Here is a 20818-nt window from a genome sequence, read left to right on the forward strand (position 1 = left end):
TTGCTACTGAGCGACTATTTCGTGTGTTGCTGGCTTAGCCACTGGTTAACTTCATCAAGGGTTAATACATCTGCGTATTTTAACGATAAATCTGTCAGATTTGCGTAATGGTAGCTCTCGTGTTTATCCGCCACACATTCCTCTGGCACAATGGTGCGGTAACCGCGAGACAGTGAATCGACCGCTGTGGCGCGAATACATCCTGAGGTAGAGCCTCCAGTGAGAATAACCGTATCCACTTGATGCCAAACTAACAATGACTGTAGTTGTGTTTCAAAAAACGCGGAGGGCATTTTCTTTAAATACACCACATCTTTTACGTAGTCGATTTCGAGCCGATCATCGAACTCACTGCGCCTAGAATCAAATTTTATATTCTGTAAAGAATCAGGCGTATCGGTGCGTGTTCCCCAAATACCGGCGTCTTCGGCACCTTCCATGTAGGCAACGTGTGTCCAAACAACGGGCCAGCCTAAGGCTCGAAATGTTTTTGACATCTCGTTAATATATTCCATCTGGCGGGGATCAGTTTCATAAGCGGTCGCGAATTCATCTTTACAGGTATAGGCCTTTTGCGGATCGATATTCACCAACACTGCTTTATTGCCAAAGCCGAAACGCTTACGTGCGGGATTGTTTTTTACCTCGTTGTATATTTCTTTTGCGGTCTTAGTGGTCGTTTGCATCGGATTACCTTCAAATCTTTGATAATTGTCATAGGTTTTATGGCTGATATTGGCAACAATTTAACCTTGAATTGCGTTAGCTTTTAGTGTTATTTATAATTAATGTACTATTGATATAACAATTGTATTTATAACGCAATTTTAATACTGCTTGCAAATATAATTGCTGGCCAAATTGACATCGGCCAATTGCTGAAGGCTTTTTGAGTGTTAAAAGATACCCAGCTAGTTGACTTACTTACCCATACAAAAAAGGCGAACACATACATGAAGCACAGAACGATTCGCGGAACGATACAATATACCAGTAAAAAGCCTGAAAAATTTGGCCATGAAAGAGGGCGTGAATTCTTCACTCTTACTACTCAATCCGATGGCGTACAAGTTATGCACGCTCACTGCGAAATAGACGATGAGCCAAATGTTGTTCGAGATGTGGTGCAGTCTATGCGACAGGACTGCAGTCCGATTGATTGCAGTGTGCGCTTATCTGTGGGTGACAAATATGAAGGTAGCGGCTGGATCCGCGTGACCGATTCCTACGCTGAATGTGAAACACACAATCAGCGTGATGGCCGTATTACTCAGCGAATTGAACTCGACAGCCCAGTTAAGTGGTTACAGTCGCACCCTATAGTTGGCGATGGGATCTTAATGAAATTATATGACCTATCCCAAGGGCCAGGTAAAACTTTTTTCCCAGATATTATGCTCACTTCGCCAGATCATCGTGGTGCGACCGGACCCATGTTATTTAAAATGAACGGGTTGGGTATTCAGTATGTGGGTGAAGAAGAGATTGTCATTCAAGCCGGGAAATTTCTCGCACGCCATTTTCAAGTCGTTGATACGGCGGGCAACTTACCAGAAGAGCATCCACCATACGAGTTGTGGGTAACCGCTGATGACGACTATCTTTTACTCAAAGCCGGTGTTGACGGTTATATGCAAACCCATTATGAATTAACCGAATACCAAATTATTGGAGGCGAGTAATGAGCAACAGTAACGCGTTACCATCATGGGATGTACTGAGTAAACATGATGTATTTCCAGTTGCAGATCACGATGAAGTCGCCCGGCTTAACTTTTTAACGCATTTAAATGTGCACTTGAGTAGTCAAATATTGCCTGGGGTAAAAACCGCTTTTGACAAACAGGTTATGCCCGAGATCATTGCGCAAACGGGTAAAGCGCCTGAGTCACGTCACGAAGTACGTAAGCACATGCTGAAAAATGGCTATTTTCAGATGTGGAGTGCGCTACGCCGAAATACTATGGAAATGCGCCATCAAGCGGCGCGCGCTCAAGTGCTTGGTCAAATTGATGACATCGTCGAAAAGGTCAATAAAGCCTGCGAAAATGATGCCAATATTCAGCTTGATAGCCGCGTGAGCATACCGCCAAACGTAGGCTCAGTGGACATTCATTGCCAGCCCGGCTGTTACTATGCAGAGTATTTTGAGAATGATGTCACCGTCGCTGCCAGCTATGATGTAGGTTTGTTTGTGACCACCGCAGGCTTACTCGGTGCATTGAGTGACGGAGGTGGGCAAGGTATTGCTAACTGGCTTAAAACCCAACACCCAGATTTTTCGCCTAAGCGTATTTTAGATATCGGCTGCACTGTGGGGCACAATGCCTTGCCCTTAGCCGAGCATTTTCCTGATGCCCAGGTGATAGCCATTGATGTGGCGCGACCCAGTTTGCGCTACGCTCATGCTAGAGCGAAATCGTTAGGCGTGAACAATATTCAATTTGTACAAGCGAATGCCGAAGATTTAAGCCAATTTGATGACGGCTCATTTGATTTGATTACTACTTCGATGTTTTTACACGAGTTGTCTCATCAAGCACTGCCAAAAATACTCAAGAACATCAATCGACTCTTAGCCGATGGTGGTTTGAATTTACACCTAGAGCAACCGCAATATACAGGCATGGATGTATACCAACAGTTTATTCGCGATTGGGACACCTACTTCAACAACGAGCCTTACTGGGGCCCCATGCATGAGTTAGATTTAAAGCAAGTCTTTACCGATTGCGGCTTTGATCCTAATGATATGTTTGACGTCGGCGTGATATCCAAGGTAGATGAAAAGATTTTTGGTAAGCCAAAAACTGACGGCGAAGATTATGGACGTTCTCCTATTTGGAATGCGCTAGGGTTATGGAAAGGACAACACGCTAAATTGAGTGAGAATGCAGCATGAGTGAACATAAAGAACAACTGAGTGACGCAGAAAAAGCTAACTTAGCAGGGACGAAAGCCAAAGGACAGCGACCGTACTTTTTGGTTGATAAACAGACCGAGCAAGCATTGTCGGTGGCCATGACGTTAGCCATGGAGTTGTCCGTGACTAAAGAGCGCTTAGCTTCTCTTGAGTGCATGTTGGTGGACAAAGGCGTGATTGCCAAGGGCGAGCTTGACCAATATCAGCCAAGCAAAGAAGAAGTGGCAAAGCGCAGCCTTGAAACTCAAGCTTACTTAGCGCGTGTATTACGGATTGTGCAGCAAGATAAAGAAGAGTTGGAATGTGATGATCCTGATATGCAAACTGTGCAGGATCAGTTAACAAAATGGTGAGGTAAAACCACACGTACTTGGCAGGACTTTACAGCAGATCATTGCAACTTCAAGACTTGCCAAGTACAGAAACGTCACAGAAAAAGACAGCGCACTAAATGCCAACCGCTGGGTAGTAGCCATACGGCAAACAGCAAACAATAAGCCACAGCAGTCTGGTAGCAATACTGCCAACAGGCTTTCTATGTTAGCCATCAAGATTTTAATCATCCCTAAAAGACGTTATGTGCTCGATTACGCCTTAGCGTGTATTCTTCGGCACCTGCCATCTTCCTTGATATCTCTCAATCATATACAATCCTCGACCGTTTATTATCGGGACACCAGCACACCCTCACAATTAAAAATACAGTGTATTGGCTAGTTTCAAGCTAATGGCTAGCTGACCAGGTGGCGGTGTTTTGATAGTGCGCAAAAAAAACAATAAAAAACCTAATAAAAAATGCAATCAAACGCGCATGAAATATACATAAAAAATACACGCAAAAAGGATAAAAAATGACTCGCGCTGTAATGATGACGGCTATATATATGGCTTCTACCTTCTCAATATCTTCATACGGTGCCGCTCTTGTTATGACAGGCACAGAAAAAGGTAGTGTAAAAAATATTGAAAAAATCACTATTGAGGGCGCCGCGACAGCGAATGAATCACCTGTTGGCACCTTTAATTCGCCTATCTCTAATTTAGAATACGATCCACGAGTCGATCTTCAATCCAGAAACATGGCTGAAGCCCAGGCCGATGTAACAATTCGCGGTGGTATATTCGAAAACACTGGCTTTAGCGTGGGAAGTGCAACCCTTATAGATCCGCAAACTGGGCATTACTTTGCAGAAATACCTATTGCGCCAGAGATGCTCAGTGCACCTGCAATTTTAACAGGCGTCGATAATTCACTTTACGGGACAAATAGCTCGGTGGGTTCGGTTTCCTATAAATGGCGACCTATTCAAACTGCAGGCAGTGTTTCTTTAGGTGCTGGCAACAATAACTTTAATATGCAAAGTGTGCACAACGCTATTGCTTGGACTGTCGATGGTTCTTCAGAATGGGTCGCAGGCGTTGAAGGTGAGTATTCGCGCTCTGAAAGTGATGGAACAATAGAAAATGGTGATCATGATTTTGAGCGAGCTTCAGGGCGGGTGCAACTGAAAAGTAACACCTCGCAAACGGATTTGTTTTTTGGTTATCAAGAGAAGTTCTTTGGTTGGCCTAACTTGTATACCCCTTTTAATGTAAACGAGACTGAGGAATTACAAACCCGTTTGTTGATGTTTAATCATCAACAGCAATATGCGCAAGATAGCGCCTTTGAAGTGTCTGCCTATTATCGAAAGCACAATGACCACTACGTTTTCTCAAGAGAAAATCCTGAGGCCTTTCAAGCGTTTCACGAAACCAAGGTAAAATCAGTCGCGGTATCTGGTCGCCATCGTGTCGATGCAAAATTTGCCGTGAACTACGCGGCGCAGTTCACGGCTGATGAGATTGAATCCACGACCCTTGAAAACAACTTTACCTCTCGCGATTACTATAAGTTAAGTGTCGTGCCTGAGTACGCTATTGCCTTGCCAGACAATCAGCACCTAACACTTCGTGTTGGGGCGGCGTATGACGATACCAATCGCGATGATTCAAGCGTCTCTGTGATAAGTGATATTGTTTGGCATAAAATAAACGCAGACAAGTCTACACGCACGGTAAATTTGTCCTATTCTGAAGCCACTCAAGTAGCTGGGTACACGGCCATTGGCGGAAGTACGTCAAGCGGACTTTTCAGAAGTAATGACGAACTTCAGCGAGAAACGAGCAAAAATCTGGAATTGGGCGTCTCATTAGATGAAGCAACATGGCGCCTCGACTCAGCTGTGTTTTACCGCTGGGATAACGAATTAACCGACTGGACTTACAGCTTCGACTCTACCTCCGCGCGAGTGGCAAACCCAGTAGATATCGAAACAGTAGGGGTTGAATTTATCGCTATTGGGCGCTTAGAAAATGTTGATGTTGTCACAAGCTATACCTATCTCGATAAATCCGAAGACTATCGGGATGAGAACATAGACGCGAGCTTTTACGCGTTAAACTATCCTCCCCATCGTTTTACCCTTGGGGTGATTTGGTTTCCTGTGGACTCACTTGAATTAAGAGTAGACAACGAATGGCGTAAACAAGAGCAGAACGCGTTACGAAAGGGGGATGATACGGCGTTTTTCACGCACATTACACTGACCTACTCGCCAGCGCAGATTGAAGGCTTCAGTGTTGTACTCGCTGTCGATAATCTGTGGGATGAATCCTTTGAAGAAATTCCCGGCACTCCGGGACGCTCTGATCAATTATCGGCTACTGCCAGTTATTTCTGGTAACAAGATGGATTAACCCATGCCGAGCGCTAAAAGTCTCGGCAAATTAGCTGTTATTTATATGGGTAAGAATTGATTTTTATAAAAGTGGCATTTGATAATAGCAACCTTGGGTAATAATTAATGGCGGTGAATAAATACACCAGCACTGGTCTACGTCAGGGAAATTCGGTGATTCCAAATAATGATTCGCCCTCTTGCCTTAAGGACTTTGTGGGCGTATGGCAGCTCAATAGGCAAATACTGCAAAGTAGCGGTGAAGCGTTTTTATTCAACGGGGCGGCAAACTTTGCGTGGTCTGATTCTCAATTGCTTTACCAAGAATCTGGGATAGTCACAGCACCAGATAAAAAGGTGCTTCAAGCTGAGCGCGCCTATGTGTGGCAACAGCAAGCTGGCGGTAAAATTGACGTGTTATTTGATGACCACCGCTATTTTCATAGCTTTACTGCGGCCAAACCTTATGCGGAGCACTTGTGTGGTGACGATCATTATGTGGTGAAGTATGATTTTGATTATTGGCCATGCTGGGAGTCAACATGGCAGGTCAAAGGCCCACGAAAAGACTATAAAATGACAAGTCTTTATCAACGGGCATAACGTACTTTGTGCCCAATTTAAAACACGTTATTAGGCTAACCTCTACATAAGTGCAGATATATCAAGTTATGCAGCGTCCATTTTATTGCGCTTTTGTGATAACCACAGCGCGATAGCAATAATGCAACCGCCAAGTGCAAGGCGGCTAAAATCAGTGTCTATTTGCCACAGCACTAGATTGACGATTAGCCCAGCAGGGATCAGGGCATTATTCATAATAGCCAACGTGCCCGCCGATACCTTTAGCGCTCCTTGATTCCAGAAGTAGTAACCCATTCCAGATGCCATTACGCCCAACCATAACAGTACGCTCCATTGGGCTGTATTTTGTGGTAATTGACTTGCGTTACCGAACATAAAGAAAGCAGGTAAAGCTACGGCTAAAGCGCCAATGTAGAACCAGGCGAATACATTATGCGCAGAAACAGTTGGCTGGAATGTGGCAGCTAGTTTTCGATAGCCAACCTGACCAATAGCAAAACAAAGGTTGGCGCCTTGCACAATAAAAAAGCCTGTCCAGAAATGATCACTGACGCCCTCAAAACGAATGACTGCCGCACCCACAGTAGCAATTAGCGCACACAACAGATGAAAAGGCGAGAACCGCTTAAATAGCGCATCGTTAAGCATAGTCACATAAATTGGCGTGAAAATAGTGAACAGCAGTACTTCTGGTACCGATAGATAAAGAAATGAATGGTAAAAAAAGATATACATCAAACCCAGCTGCAATGCGCCTAAACAAGCCAGAGCCAGTTTTTGCTTGGCGCTCAGTAGTGAGAGCTTCAAAAAGGGTAAGAACACCAGAGACGCGAGTAAAACTCGGGTAAGTACAGAAAAATAGCTGTCTACGGCGCCCGCCAAGTACTCACCTATTAGCGAAAACGAAAATGCCCATAAAACGGTGACAGCGACTAAATAAAACACGCGAGACTCTTTTGCAAAATTGTGTGCGCGATAAAGTATGGCATTATGCCGGTTTAATCAAGATTGCTGTTTGTCATTGCCAAGAAGAGGAGGGCGCCACCCCTGACGTTTTCAACTAAATAAACCACAAATATTGGCGCATGAAATTTTAAGTTTCAATCAAACTGGACGGTATTGGGAATGGCTACCCTCAATCTATTATTGTTAATCTTGCAGGCAGTATTTACTATTGCCGTGTCCAGTATGGCTGGGTTAATCGATTTACATTAATGAAATAACCTATACAGATAAGTACTGCTTAACGTTTGTCGTGTCGTTCAAAAAATGGCGCTAAGCCGGACTTCCATCATAATTTCTGTGTATAGCGAATGGAACTAGATTTGCTGTTGGTGAACGTTTTATTACTCAGTATTTTCTGGTTTACGGTACTATTTTTTGCCAATTAGTGTGGTTTTCTTTTTGCGGCGTCCTATAATAGACAGATAATAAGTAAGGTGTTGTTTTCGGGATAGTTTTTGAGATGGTTTTCGAATTAGTTTTCAGGATAGTTTTGTTGTTATAGGGATAGGTAGCAGATTTGGTGTAGCAGCATCTCGTTAATATGCTTATCCAGATGTTCGTTAAACTGGACATTAAAATATAAATTGCCTGACGTCGTATTTATCGCTGCAAAGACCTTACATTCTTAGAGCGTGGACGTATTTTAAAAGGACTTAATAGCATGTTTCGTTTTTTTGCATGTCTGATATTGATAATTTCTTTTAATATCAAGGCATTAGATGAGCAACCCAAAAACATCGTTATTATTTTGGCTGATGATCTTGGTTGGAATGACACAACTATATTTCAGCCGAGTCAATTTTTAGAAACCCCTAATATTAATGCACTTGCGGCGAAAGGTATGATTTTCAGTCAGGCCTATGCTAATAGTCCACTGTGTTCTCCTACTCGCGCTTCTTTACTTACTGGGCAAACCCCGGCTCGACACGGCTCAACTACTCCAAGTCATCATTTGCCTTTGGTGAGATTAACGCCTTCATTACCAGCCTCGGCGGCTACAAATAGAAAGTCTATAGCGCCACAAACGGTTACACGTTTGGACACAAAACTACCGACTCTATCCTCTATAGCAAAAGCCAACGGCTATCATACTGCACACTTTGGTAAATGGCATCTTGGGGCTCGTCCATATAGTCCTTTGGAACACGGTTTTGATATAGATATACCCAATTTTCACGGAGCTGGCCCTACCGGAGGGTATCTTGCTCCTTGGTCATTTGCGCCCGATATTCAGCCACAAACTGCGGGTGAACATATCGATATTCGACTCGCCAAAGAAGCAAAAAAATGGATATTCAGTGTGAAAGATGATGGCCCCTTCTTTTTAAATTTTTGGGCGTTTTCGGTTCATGCTCCATTTAATGCAGACGCCGACGTAATTGATTATTTTATTAATAAGCGTTCGGGGTTTCATAGTCAACGTAATGTCACTTATGCGGCTATGGTGAAACAATTTGATGATGCTATTGGTATATTGTGGCAAGCATTGGTTGAGGCTAAGGTAGAAAAAAATACCATTATTATTTTTACCTCGGACAATGGTGGCAATATGTACACCGTTGTAGGAAACACACATGCAACGAGTAACTTTCCTCTAAAAGGAGGGAAGGCCACTGAATATGAAGGGGGATTAAGAGTTCCGACGGCGGTTATTTGGCCGGGTCTTACGCAGCCTAACACGTTGAGTGATACACCTATACAAACGGCAGATTTCTTTCCTACGTTACTCAACGGAGTTAACTTGTCGTGGCCATCAACACATATTGTTGATGGTCGAGATATTCGGCCAATTTTACAAGGTGATACCTTAGATACGCGTGCTATTTTTACTTACTATCCCGCGGAGCCAAAGGTTCCAGATTGGCTGCCACCCTCTGCTACTGTTACCTTAGATGGCTGGAAATTAATTCGTACATTTCATTACGGCAAATATGGGGGCCATCTTTATAAACTTTATAATCTTGACCTTGACCCCTCTGAATCAGTTAATTTAGCTGAAACCCAGGTTCATAAAGTGACTGAACTTGACGCGCTTTTAGAGGCGTATTTGCTAGAAAGTGAAGCGGTAACTCCGATCGTTAATGCTAATTATCGCGATGGTGCTTTTAACTACGATACGATCGGAGTAGAAAAAGAAAACTATCGATTACCGGAACAAAAAATTCCCTCTGATATTCAATTTCAAATTAAAACTGATCAGCAGGTCATTGATGGTGGAGACACAGCGAGGTTCACATATATATTAAGTCATCACAGTAATACCGCTTCTGTCCTTTACAAACAATTTATGGGCCCAACAGTTACCTTAACTGCGGACGAAAACAGCATAAGCTTCGTGGCACCAGAGGTGACTCAAGAAGAGTATGTGGGCTTAGCGTTTATTGTTAGGGATCAAGGGCAAACTATTAGGAAGCAAGTTGGGGTGCGTATTAATCCAACCCAAGTTGCCCCTAGCTTAACGGTTTCTCAAGTTACGCAGAACATTACAAAAGGAAGTACGGCTAGTTTTAATATTGAAGCCATCGATCTCAATAAAGATTTTATTCATATGAGTGTCTCAAGCGACAATTTACTCGCGAATTCTCTAAGCCTGCCGCCAACGGTGGGGGAGTTTAAGGTAAGCATTCCAACGGACTACTCAGATACGTCAGTCACATTAATGTTTACTGCGGATGACCGACATCATCAGGCTTCGCAAACCGTTACGTTTAATGTTGCACCTAAACCTAGCGCAGTCAACAATGAAACCACCTCAAAATCCGCGGGGAGCGTGCACTTTGTGATGCTATTTTCTGTTCTTTTCATTATATTGCTAAGAAGAAGAATTGATTAAATACCAGTGGATCACTAATACCAACTTCAGTAAATAATTAACCACGGGCAATTATTTATTGGAATTGGTATAACACTTTGCATCGTTTTTGTGAGGCTATATTTACGCTGAAACGTCTGATGCCAGCATTGCTATTGCTGGTCTCTCGAGAATGTAAGGCACTTATTCCACTCTTACGCAGTTTCGCCCCGCCGCTTTGGCTGAATAGAGCGCTTTATCTGCTTTTAACATTAAGGGCGATAATTCATTTTCATCAGTGTAGCTAACAACCCCTGCACTGACGGTTTGGTGCAAGTTCGCTGAAATTATTGACCAGTCGTATTGGGCAATCGTATCAATTAATCGTTGTGCTATTTCGATTGCTTTGTCTTTATCAATGTTGGGCAATAAAATCAAAAATTCTTCGCCGCCCACGCGGCCGACAGTGTCAGTTTCACGCATCATACTTTTACTAATGGAAGCAAGTTGTATGAGTACTTTGTCGCCAATCTCGTGGCCTAAGCTGTCGTTAACCAATTTAAAATGGTCAGCATCAAAAGAGATGATTGAAAACGGCTGGTTGTTTTTCTTTGCGGCTTTTAAGCACTCCTCTCCGTGGGCATAGGTGTCACGTCTATTTGATAAATTGGTGAGTTCATCGGTGAGTGCTAACTGTCTAAACACCTGTTTACGCATAACTTGTTTATAGGCGTAGACTGATACAATCAACAAAATTATCGCTACCAGAATGATAATTATGATCTGCAAACTATCATTACGTTGCATGATGTGTAGTTGCTTCTCTTTGACTTTTTCTTGTTGAATGAGCTGGTCATTTTCAGTTTGAATTTTGTCAGTATTAAAGCGAACTTGCATTTCAGCGTTTCGCTCAGAAATGATCTGCTTATCTAGCGCAAGGTAGTTTTCGACGAACTCGGTTAACGCAATATACGCTTCGGGCCATTTTTCAAGTGCTTGATAAATTTGACGTTTTAGGTCAAGGGATAGACTTAGTCCTCTCGCGTTGTTACTGTAGTTAAACGCATCCTGTGCTTTATTTATATACTGTAGAGCCTGTTCATTATCGTTTAATTTGTAATGTAGCTTGGCAAGATTTAAGTTCATGTGACTGTAGCTCGTATCATTTTCAGGTGTCACATGTTTCTGTGCTTCACGTAATGCGTTTTGTGCGTCATCTAACCGATTTAAACTGATCAAAATATTGGCTATATCAATTGACGAATCCGCTGCTGCCGTCAAATTATTTTCTTTCAACCAATATTGATGAATCTGACGAAAAGCATCAAGCGCTTCTTCGTATCTCCCCAGCGATTCTAATGAAAAGCCAATCAACGTTTTGGTTTCGTTCGCATCATAAATTAATTGTTTGTCTAAATAATTTTGTTCGAGTTTACGCAGGTATCTCAATGCGGTTTCAGCGTCACCAAAACGGCGATAACTGTTAGCAAGTTCACTTAAATTTAAGTTGGCTGAATATGGCAGGTTAAGCGTTTCATATAGGTCTTGCGCGGTAATGAGATCTTCAAGTGCTGCCGAAAAATTACCAACGTAAGATAAAATAGAGCCTCTGATGCCGCGAGCCTCAGCAATAAGACGAGGATCTTCTAATAAATAAGCATCCTTTACCACTTCGTTTAGCTCAGGTAATATCTCGTCGTTTTTGCCTAGCATATGTAATTGCCAGGTCTTACATAGCTGTAAATCAACCTGAAGGGCAGAAGGGGTAGGCTCTTTGTAAATTCTTAAGTATTCATCCGCATAGGCAATAACATGCGCTAATTGCTCATTTGTATCGCTAGGAAGGTTCCAACATGTTAGCCGTATATGTAGTCGTTGCCGAATGACATCGTCCGGTGCCAAGCTGTTCTTATACTCTTCTAACAAACGATCTAATTGTTCTTCCGATAAAAATTCAGCGGTATCAAAACGGTTATATATCTCATCAGCACGATTATTTTTGATAGGGTTGGCATGTCCAATGCTAGGCGCGCCTAGGGACAAAAAAAATAAAAGAAGGCCAAAAAATTTGAACAATTTAAAAGCTAACAACGCGGTATATACCCAAATTTGATAAGGATGACTATAACTTATCTATCACTCTAGTCGCGCATTAAGGATAGAACCACTATTGGCATGCAGAATCGTAAAATATATCTAATATTTTATCTAACCATGGATTTTATGCTATTAGCAAATAGTTGGATTTTGCTTAAAAAAGATAATGTGATTAGCTTGATTACGCTGATGGTTATTAAACACATTTAGCGATCCGTATCTGTGAGCGATAGTCGAAACGTCTTAGTGGTATTTTTAGAATAACCTCTATACCTGAAATGTATTGCGCGTCATCAAAAGCCCTATGGGGTAAGAAGCGCGTCACCAAGCTTTTGTAGGTTGACGCTGTTTAATCCCAATAGTCGTTTTATTATCTAATAGACTGACGGTTCGCCTTCTGGACGTGTTTTAAATCTGCGATGAACCCACATATATTGGTCTGGCTGCTCTCTGATCGAGTTTTCGATCATCTGATTGATGATCGTTGCGTCTTGTACATCATCGCCACTTGGAAATTCAGTCTCTGGCACTGCAAAGGTAACTTGATATTGGTTGGTCTTAAGGTCACGTTTGTGTGATACGAAGACTGGCTTGGCTTTACCTAATCTCATTAGTTTACTCGCTGACGTCACAGTCGTCGCGGGTATGCCAAAAAAGGGAGCAAATACCGAGTTCTTGATGCCGTGATCCTGATCCGGTGAAAACCATACGGTGCGCCCTTCGCGCAAAGTCCGAATAATGGCCCGCATGTCAGAACGCTCAAATACGTTTTTAAAAACACGTTTTCTGCCACTGGTGATGACGTATTCAAAAACAGGATCGTTATTTTTGCGGTAGACAACATCAATATCAGCAACCAAGTTAACCATCATCCCCGCTAAATCTAAATGCGTATAATGGCCGCCAATTAGTAATACGCCTTGGCCGTTTTCTGTCGCGGCCTTTAGCACATCTAACCCTTTTACTGTAAACCGTTTGCGCAATGAATCTGGATTAGCCCACCAAGCCCAAGCGATTTCAAAAAAACCAATACCGTTAGCTACAAATATGTCTTTGACTAGTTGCTCTTGTTCAGCTTTAGATTTTTCAGGAAAACACAAGGCAATATTAGTGGTAGTAATGTGACGGCGTCGTTTAAGTAGCCGATAGCCAATTTTGCCAAATGCACTGCCGGCTAACATTTTTACTTTAAAAGGGAGTAAGGCGATTATCCTAAGGATCAACACTGCCAGCCAGCTGGTCCAGTGCCTTGGATGTAGAAGAGATTTTGACATGAATTGAATGGCCATCCGAAAAATTTGAAAATACGTTGCACAAAGTCTAGGGAATATAACAAAAATGCGTTTTTATAGGCACACTTAGGTGAGATTATTTTTCATATTTTGCTGATTTACCCTTTTGAGCAGCCCACATAGGACCTGCATCACCCCATTATTGCTATCTAGCCTTTTGCCATTAGGTCGATTTAACCAAACGACGTGCCGTTTCATCGTTAATCAAAACCACCATCACTGCGACACTGGAATACCCCTTGCTATGCCACAGATATAAGCTGGAAAAATCGCGGATAGAAACTTAAGGAGTTATAATGCAGATCCCATCAAACTCAGTTTTATCATCACTTAGCGAGAATAAACGTGTTAGCGCATCAGGCAATGCATTGCCAGGCAACGGTAATGAAGCGCAGCAATACCCACCTGCGTTTCGAACTACAAACGAGCAAGACACTAGCGACGTTTACGATTTTACTAATATGTCGCGCCGAGAATACAATCAATTGGTAAAGGCGGGAGAAGTGCCGCTTGGCTACATTGCTTTGCCCACTGAGGGCATTGATCTGACATCAAATACTAAGGCGCAGATGGAAGCCGTGCAGGATGAAAAAATAAACTTCATCGACTATTACCAAAATAGAATTGCTTATCGAGAAAGTACTGGGCAGTCAACGGAAAACTTCCGTGATGTTCTAGCCGACTTACAAAAATTGCAAGGTAAGGCTATAGATCCCGTATTCACCAAAAGTGTGGATACCTATGCCTGAAATACGATTTATCTATCTTTTTACATTAATTAAAAAAGATTTTTTAAGCATTGATAAGAGTGACGTCAAGTACAATGACTTGTATGGTCGCCGCTTAGTTTTGGCGTTGCAGAGATTGCGTTAGACCGTGTAGTGTCGATTTGAACGGGTTGTAATTTTTCCATAGCGTAATCATTCGATGTGCTTGATTGCGGTGCTAATTAAGCGTCATTATTTATTTAGTAAGTCATTAATATTGTTTAAACTTAATATAATGAAAATAAATCCATACTAGTAGGAAGTTACTTAAGCGCATGGGTCAATATCGAAAGCCATTTTTGATTGTAAGTTGTTTACTCGTCATCGTGTTTATTGCTGGATATTTATATAAGCAAAGCCGTGCGCCATTAGAGATTGATGTTTTGCGTGTAAGCCCAGGCGATGCACAGTTAGTACTCGCTGTTGTCGGACGTGTGCGCAACAAAGATGTGGTTGATGTACGAGTTGAGTTTGCCGGCAAGGTTACCGCTTTGCTGGTTGATGAAGGTGACAAGGTTAATCGTGGCGATACTATTGCTGAGGTGCGTTCTGCGGCGCAGCAAGCTGCACTTGGTGAGGCGGATGCCGACTTGCGTGCAGTTAAAGCGCAACTCGACTTCGCGGCTCAGGATTATAAGCGTATAGCGGCGTTATCAAAAAAAGGGTTAGTCGCTAATTCATTGCTTGATCAAGCTCGTACTAATCTTGAATCTGCCCAAGCAAAACTGGGTTCATCACAGGAGGCTCGTAACCAAGCCCGAATTCGGGTCGATGACTATATTATTCAAAGTCCGCTCGATGGGGTTGTGCTGTCGCGCCCGATAGACCAAGGACAAGTGGTTGGTCTCAGTGATACGCTTTATCAAATAGGCTCTGTTGGTCCCATTGAGATAGAAGCTGAAGTAGATGAGATTTACGCTTCAGAGCTCGTACTTGGTATGCAAGCCCTACTTGCGCCCACTGGTAAACAACAGGTAACGAAAGGACGTATCACTGAAATATCTCCAAGAGTAAACCCGTTAAATGGATCAAGGCTTACGCGCTTAATGTTAAATGAATTTAACGCCGACTTTGTGCCGGGGCGTTCAATCGATGTGAATATTTATGTGCAATCCTTTGACGAAGTACTTAGCGTGCCTAGGAGTGCCCTTAGAAAAGAAGGCGATAGTTGGTTTGTTTACACCATTGTCGATACAACAATAAAGTCTAATATTGTGACCTTTATCGATTGGCCAGGTAGTTCAGTTGTATTGGAGACAGGTCTACATTCAGGCGCGTTAGTTGCTCTTGATGCAACTATTGCTGCTGTCGCTTTAGCTAAAAATCAAAGCGTTAGTACCAAGAAAATGGAGGACTAATGCCATTTTCATTATTAGTGTCGTGGCGTTATATCACTGCAAACAGTTTTCAAACACTGTTACTGGTGCTGGGTGTGGCGCTTAGTGTGGTGGTATTTGTGTTTATTACGGCGTTAATTAATGGCCTTAGTATTTTTTTAACTCAGGAAACCACAAGTAAAATTGCACACGTCGAACTAGAGCCCCCGAATAGAATAGCGCGAGTATTGATAGATGACTCACGTTTTGTGGCACAACCTGTGTCTACGTTGCAACGCAAACAAATACGTAATTGGCAGCAGGTAATCGACATTGCTCAATTCACTCCCGGTGTAAGCGCAATTAGTCCTATTGTTGAAGGAAATGGTTTTTTGGTACGAGGAGAAGCGACCCGTCCTGTTGCAATCCAAGGCGTTGAGCCTAGCAAGGTTGATGCAATCACCAATATTAGTGCATACATTATTTCAGGAAGCGCTGAGCTTACAACCGGTGGTTTAGTTATCGGTGCTGATTTAGCTACCGAGTTGGGGCTGCTTGTTGGCACGCCCGTATTATTAAAATCGGAACGCGGTGCAGAGCGTTTGTTACCTATCACTGGTATTTTTCGTGTGGGTTTAGCAAGCTTAGATCAACGGGTTGGTTTCTTATCAATACGTGTGGCAAGACCGTTATTCGAATTACCCGACGGTATAACGCTATTGGGATTAAAGCTTGATGACCCTGCTAAAGCGCCGGCTATTGCTACGTTACTACACAACGCCACGCAGCTAAAAGCCACTGCATGGCAAGAAAAAAACAAAAGTCTACAAAATGCCACTGAAGCCCAAGGTCGAACAGGTAACTTTATTCAAGCGTTTGCATTGCTGGCCATTATTATCTCTATTTCTAGCGCCCTTTTATTGTCAACCTACCGTCGTCGTGCCGAGATAGGCATTATGCGAGCTACGGGGGTTTCCAGACAATTTGTTGCGACTGTATTTATTCTGCAAGGGGTTTTTATCGGGGCTCTTGGCGCTATGTTAGGCGCAACTGCAGGTTATCTGTTATGTGTGCAATTAGCTTCTATTACCGGCCCCGATGGCGATGCAATGTTACCAATTGCACCCAATGAGGGGGGGTATGCGTTAGTTATAACGCTTACCATTCTCGGTGCTGCTTTAGCCGCTGTGCTGCCTGCACGGGCAGCCTCTGCAGTTGACCCGGTCGAGGCAATTCAACAATGAGTCATACACTACTGTTGGCTAAGGATATTATTAAAAGTTTTCGTAATGGCGAGCAGGAAACATGTGTTCTTAAAGGTATTGATTTAAATATACCTCAAGGAAAAATGCTTGCGTTGCAGGGCGCTTCTGGTTCAGGAAAGTCGACATTGCTTAATATTTTGGGGTTGCTCATGCGCCCAACTGCTGGTGAGTTAATGCTATTAGACCAATCTTTAACAAATTTATCGGATGGGAGCTTGTCCAAGTATCGTAATCAACATCTAGGGTTTGTTTTTCAATATCATAATTTACTCCCCGATTTTACCGCGCTAGAAAATGTAGCTTTTCCAGCGGCCGCTCCTCAGGGGCGCCTAACGGGTGAGCTTAGAAAGCGAGCCTTGCATTTGTTAGATAGAGTAGGGCTGAGTGATCGTAGCCACTTTCTAGCAAGTCAATTGTCGGGCGGTCAAAAGCAACGGGTAGCGATTGCACGCGCACTGATAAATAAACCGGACCTTGTTTTAGCTGATGAACCTACGGGGAATCTAGATCAAGATACGGCAAAACAAGTTATGAACTTACTGCGTGAGATCAATCGCACTGACAATACGACGTTTTTAATATCGACACATGATAATAACGTAGCATCGAAATGCGATGAAATAATACGAATTACCGATGGCAAAATAGCACCCACCTAATAATAAATATGATTAAAACCTGTAACGGCCTCAGTGATAGCAGTAATGAAGATAATTCAATTACTGTTAAACCTTAGCAAAAATTCTGTTTTACAGCATTCTTTACCTCTTCAGTTTGCCCCCACCTTAGCTTTTACCTTAGCTCTCAGCGTTTATCTTGTTTTGCGTTTTGTATAAAGCGTCACTAAATAGCCAGGGTGCAATATACGTTGCCTAAACCTCGTTATAACGATTGCTAAGTCTATGGTAGTCAAGAATAGTTATATGAATATTCAATTGTCGACCGTCGACCGTCGACCGTCGAGCGCATTCGTGATTAATGCGGGTTCTTTTTAGAGACGACATATCTCCATCGCCAATTGCTTTTTGTCAATTTCTTAAAAGCTAATTTCAGCAATGATTGACTTGTCTTGTGGGGCACTCTAAATTTGTCCGTACAAATTATTTTGCTCGAGACAGCCAATGACCACCATAGTCGTATTATTCAATCTACAAGCAGGTGTTGATGAAAGTGTTTATCGTCAATGGGCCACACAAACAGATATTCCCACCGCAGGCGGCCTCGCGTCGGTTGATTCATTCGAAGTACTTAAAGCTGAAGGTGTGTTGATGAGTGAGGCAACGCCGCCTTATGAATATATCGAAATTCTTAAAATCAACGATATGGACCAATTCGGTCAAGATGTCGCTACCGCAACGATGCAAAAAGTCGCCAGCGAATTTCAGCAGTTTGCTGACAATCCTATCTTTATCATGACGTCAAAACTGTAGAGGACATTATGTCTCAATATCCAGAACTAAAAGGCAAAGTAGCTGTGATAACCGGCGCCGGGCGACAGGCCGGTCTTGGCGAAGCGATGGCAAAACGTTTAGCCGCAGAAGGCTGCAAGGTAGTGATCACCGATATCGGTAAATCTGTTAGTGAACATACCCCTGATAGCGCCATTGGCCACAGCGATGAAATGAATCAAATTGTCGCAGACATTAAGCAAGCTGGTGGTGAAGCCTGCGCGTTTGTATGCAACGTACTGGATGAAAAAGACGTACAAGCCGCGGTTAATTTCGCGGCAGAGACTTACGGCTCGGTCGACATCTGGGTAAATAATGCCGGTATCGGTTATTTAATGAAGTCTATTTTAGACATGCAAGTGGATGAGTGGGACGCCGTACTTGGGGTTAACCTGCGCGGCACCTTTCTTGGCATTAAGTACGCCGCTGAGCAGATGGTTAAACAGGGCCGGGGCGGTAAAATCATCAATATTGGCTCTCAAGCGTCTAAATCAGCGTTTGGCCATGCTTCCGCTTACACCACCTCGAAACACGCCATGAATGGCTTAACCCGCGTCGCGGCCATTGAGCTTGGCAGCCATAAAATTAACGTCAATGAAATTTGCCCTAACCACGTGACTACTGGCTTAGGGGCGTGGCAGAACGCGCATTTCTCAGAGGTGACAGGCAAAGGACACGAACAGTATATGCAGGACATGCGAGACCGCATTCCTTTGGGTCGACCAGGCTTGCAAGAAGACACTGCAAAAGCCTGTGCATTTCTATGTTCAGACCAAGCTAGCTACATCACGGGCGAGTGCATGAACGTGTCTGGCGGCGAAGAATATCACTAATGTTAGATGTGCAAAAAAAGAACGTAAGAGAGCAATGTAATGTCAGATTTTAAATGGCCAAAAGATAAACGACTTGCCATGTCCATCGTGGTGAATGTTGAAGAAGGCTCTGAGTACAGTGTCAAAGAAGGCGATAAAGGCATGGAGCCTGTGGACGAGTTACAAGTTCATTTGAAAAAGCCCATGCGTAATTATGGTAACGAATCGAACTATCAATACGGTATCAATGAAGGCGCACCGCGCATCATTAAACTCCTTGATAAATACCAGATGCCTGCCACCTGGACTGCTGCGGCATTAAGTCTGGAGCGTGCACCGCAGATTGCAGAGGCTATTCGTCGTAGAAATGACGAAGCCTGCTCCCATGGTTATCGTTGGGTGTTTCAGTTTCGCATGGACGAAAACGAAGAACGTCAATTTATAAAAGACGCTGTCACCAGCATTGAAAAAACCACAGGTAAGCGACCTTTGGGTTGGTTATCGCGCTACTTACTTACCGAAAATACCCGGCGCTTGTTGCAAGAAGAAGGTTTCTTGTATCACATGGATGATTACAGCGCCGATGCGCCATTTTGGGATGCAGTGCAAGGTTCAGATGAACCTATGGTTATCGTGCCTTACGCCTTGGACTCAAACGACATGAAAATGTGGGTTGCGCCGTCGCTCACCCCTGACGCTTGGTTGAAATACGCCATTGATACGTTTGATGTGCTTTACGAAGAAGGCGCAGAGCAGCCAAGAATGATGAGCTTAGGGTTGCATTTGCGTATTATCGGTCGTCCTGGGCGTATTGGCGCACTTGAAGCGTTCTTGAAATACGTAAGCGAGAAACCTGGAGTGTGGTTTACCACACGTCAGCAGATCGCTGAAACCTTCCAAGAGCAAGTACCTGCAACGAGCTACGTAGCTAAAGAGCAGGACGGAACAGCATCATGAGCAATATTTTATGCTCCTTGCTGTTTGTACCGGGCTCACGCCCTGAGCGCTTTGAAAAAGCCCTAGGGGCAGGGGCTGATTTAGTCTGCATCGATTTAGAAGATGCCGTACTACCGAATGATAAAGACTCCGCCCGCGACGCTGTTTTAGCTTGCGTGCAAAAAACGCAAACACTTTGCGTGCGCATTAACCCTGTGGGCACCCAAACGGGTGAAAAAGATTTACAGGCTTTTGCGAATACGACGTTAGCACCTGATGTCGTGATGTTAGCGAAGTGCGAATCAGCTGATGATGTGTTGCACGCACAGCGTGTTATCGGCAAAGCCAATACACGCTTTATACCGCTAATTGAAACCCTAAAAGGGCTTGAAAACGCTTACCAAATAGCCAGCGCGAGCCAGCAAGTAGAACACATCATGTTCGGCGGTGCAGACATGGCAGCAGAGCTGCGCTGTGAATTCAGTTATCAGCCACTTCTTTTTGTTCGCAGTCAGTTGGTATTCGCGGCGGCTAAAGCCAATGTTGGCCTTATTGATGTGCCATTTGTGGACATCAAAAATGAAGCTGGGCTCGTCGATGAAACCAACAACGTAAAAGCACTAGGGTTTAGCGGCAAAGCGGCTATTCACCCCTGTCAGATACAATCCATTCACCAAACCTTTATGCCCAGCGAAGAGCAAGTGGCTTACGCACAACAAGTGATGGCCGCAGTCGATGGGCCAGATGCTGGCGTGGTGGTGGTAAACAATAAAATGGTCGACAGGCCGATAATTTTAGCCTGTCAACGAACGTTAGCGTTAGTTAAAAACGCATCTTCAAATCGATAACCGAGAGAGAAAA

18 protein-coding genes are annotated in these 20818 nt (G+C 43.4%); 14 read left to right on the forward strand and 4 right to left on the reverse strand.

Annotated features, from left to right (window positions below):
* Positions 1-14: 14 nt before the first annotated feature.
* Entirely contained in the window at positions 15-686 is a 672-nt protein-coding gene (locus GQS54_RS08730) for an isochorismatase family protein (protein ID WP_166423606.1), read from the reverse strand.
* A gap of 267 nt (positions 687-953) precedes the next feature.
* Here GQS54_RS08730 and GQS54_RS08735 point away from each other — a divergent pair, with 267 nt between their 5' ends.
* The 5 genes from GQS54_RS08735 to GQS54_RS08755 all read left to right on the forward strand — a co-directional run bounded on the left by GQS54_RS08735 (position 954) and on the right by GQS54_RS08755 (position 6246).
* The gene (locus GQS54_RS08735; RefSeq protein ID WP_166423607.1) at positions 954-1682 is read left to right on the forward strand and encodes a hypothetical protein; all 729 of its coding nucleotides are present in this window, start codon (positions 954-956) and stop codon (positions 1680-1682) included.
* Positions 1682-2902, forward strand: a complete 1221-nt coding sequence (locus tag GQS54_RS08740) for a class I SAM-dependent methyltransferase (protein ID WP_166423608.1) — start codon at positions 1682-1684, stop codon at positions 2900-2902. Before GQS54_RS08735 ends, GQS54_RS08740 begins: the two co-directional genes overlap by 1 nt.
* Positions 2899-3276 carry a hypothetical protein gene (locus GQS54_RS08745; protein ID WP_166423609.1) on the forward strand — a complete coding sequence of 126 codons (378 nt, stop codon included), beginning with the start codon at positions 2899-2901 and terminating at the stop codon, positions 3274-3276. The genes GQS54_RS08740 and GQS54_RS08745 overlap by 4 nt, the downstream gene beginning before the upstream one ends.
* 498 nt (positions 3277-3774) lie before the next feature.
* Complete coding sequence (locus tag GQS54_RS08750) at positions 3775-5649, forward strand: TonB-dependent receptor (protein WP_166423610.1); 1875 nt, start codon at positions 3775-3777, stop codon at positions 5647-5649.
* Positions 5650-5769: 120 nt separating this feature from the next.
* A complete protein-coding gene (locus GQS54_RS08755; RefSeq protein WP_205967686.1) occupies positions 5770-6246 on the forward strand; it encodes a DUF6314 family protein in 477 nt (158 codons plus the stop codon).
* A gap of 66 nt (positions 6247-6312) precedes the next feature.
* Here the strand turns inward: GQS54_RS08755 and GQS54_RS08760 are convergent, their stop codons facing one another.
* A complete protein-coding gene (locus tag GQS54_RS08760) occupies positions 6313-7173 on the reverse strand; it encodes a DMT family transporter (RefSeq protein WP_166423611.1) in 861 nt (286 codons plus the stop codon).
* A gap of 721 nt (positions 7174-7894) precedes the next feature.
* Here GQS54_RS08760 and GQS54_RS08765 point away from each other — a divergent pair.
* Entirely contained in the window at positions 7895-10066 is a 2172-nt protein-coding gene (locus GQS54_RS08765; RefSeq protein WP_166423612.1) for a sulfatase, read from the forward strand.
* Positions 10067-10228: 162 nt separating this feature from the next.
* Here GQS54_RS08765 and GQS54_RS08770 read toward each other — a convergent pair whose 3' ends face one another.
* Positions 10229-12115 (reverse strand): diguanylate cyclase, encoded by a 1887-nt coding sequence (locus tag GQS54_RS08770; RefSeq protein WP_166423613.1) that lies wholly within the window; start codon positions 12113-12115, stop codon positions 10229-10231.
* 380 nt (positions 12116-12495) lie between these two features.
* On the reverse strand, positions 12496-13395 hold the full coding sequence (lpxL, locus tag GQS54_RS08775; RefSeq protein ID WP_166423614.1) for an LpxL/LpxP family Kdo(2)-lipid IV(A) lauroyl/palmitoleoyl acyltransferase: 900 nt from the start codon (positions 13393-13395) through the stop codon (positions 12496-12498).
* Positions 13396-13709: 314 nt separating this feature from the next.
* Between lpxL and GQS54_RS08780 the strand changes: the two genes are divergently transcribed.
* The 8 genes from GQS54_RS08780 to GQS54_RS08815 all read left to right on the forward strand — a co-directional run bounded on the left by GQS54_RS08780 (position 13710) and on the right by GQS54_RS08815 (position 20805).
* On the forward strand, positions 13710-14162 hold the full coding sequence (locus tag GQS54_RS08780) for a hypothetical protein (RefSeq protein WP_166423615.1): 453 nt from the start codon (positions 13710-13712) through the stop codon (positions 14160-14162).
* Between the two features lie 293 nt (positions 14163-14455).
* The gene (locus GQS54_RS08785) at positions 14456-15538 is read left to right on the forward strand and encodes an efflux RND transporter periplasmic adaptor subunit (RefSeq protein WP_166423616.1); all 1083 of its coding nucleotides are present in this window, start codon (positions 14456-14458) and stop codon (positions 15536-15538) included.
* Complete coding sequence (locus GQS54_RS08790; RefSeq protein ID WP_166423617.1) at positions 15538-16740, forward strand: ABC transporter permease; 1203 nt, start codon at positions 15538-15540, stop codon at positions 16738-16740. The genes GQS54_RS08785 and GQS54_RS08790 overlap by 1 nt, the downstream gene beginning before the upstream one ends.
* Complete coding sequence (locus GQS54_RS08795) at positions 16737-17420, forward strand: ABC transporter ATP-binding protein (RefSeq protein ID WP_166423618.1); 684 nt, start codon at positions 16737-16739, stop codon at positions 17418-17420. The genes GQS54_RS08790 and GQS54_RS08795 overlap by 4 nt, the downstream gene beginning before the upstream one ends.
* A 462-nt stretch (positions 17421-17882) precedes the next feature.
* Positions 17883-18191 carry an REDY-like protein HapK gene (locus GQS54_RS08800; protein ID WP_166423619.1) on the forward strand — a complete coding sequence of 103 codons (309 nt, stop codon included), beginning with the start codon at positions 17883-17885 and terminating at the stop codon, positions 18189-18191.
* An 8-nt stretch (positions 18192-18199) separates the two neighbouring features.
* A complete protein-coding gene (locus GQS54_RS08805; RefSeq protein WP_166423620.1) occupies positions 18200-19042 on the forward strand; it encodes an SDR family oxidoreductase in 843 nt (280 codons plus the stop codon).
* A 39-nt stretch (positions 19043-19081) separates the two neighbouring features.
* Complete coding sequence (locus tag GQS54_RS08810; protein ID WP_166423621.1) at positions 19082-19978, forward strand: polysaccharide deacetylase family protein; 897 nt, start codon at positions 19082-19084, stop codon at positions 19976-19978.
* Positions 19975-20805 (forward strand): CoA ester lyase, encoded by an 831-nt coding sequence (locus tag GQS54_RS08815; protein WP_166423622.1) that lies wholly within the window; start codon positions 19975-19977, stop codon positions 20803-20805. The genes GQS54_RS08810 and GQS54_RS08815 overlap by 4 nt, the downstream gene beginning before the upstream one ends.
* The last annotated feature ends 13 nt before the right edge of the window (positions 20806-20818 follow it).

This window comes from Paraglaciecola sp. 20A4, from assembly GCF_011378905.1.
GTDB lineage: Bacteria > Pseudomonadota > Gammaproteobacteria > Enterobacterales > Alteromonadaceae > Paraglaciecola.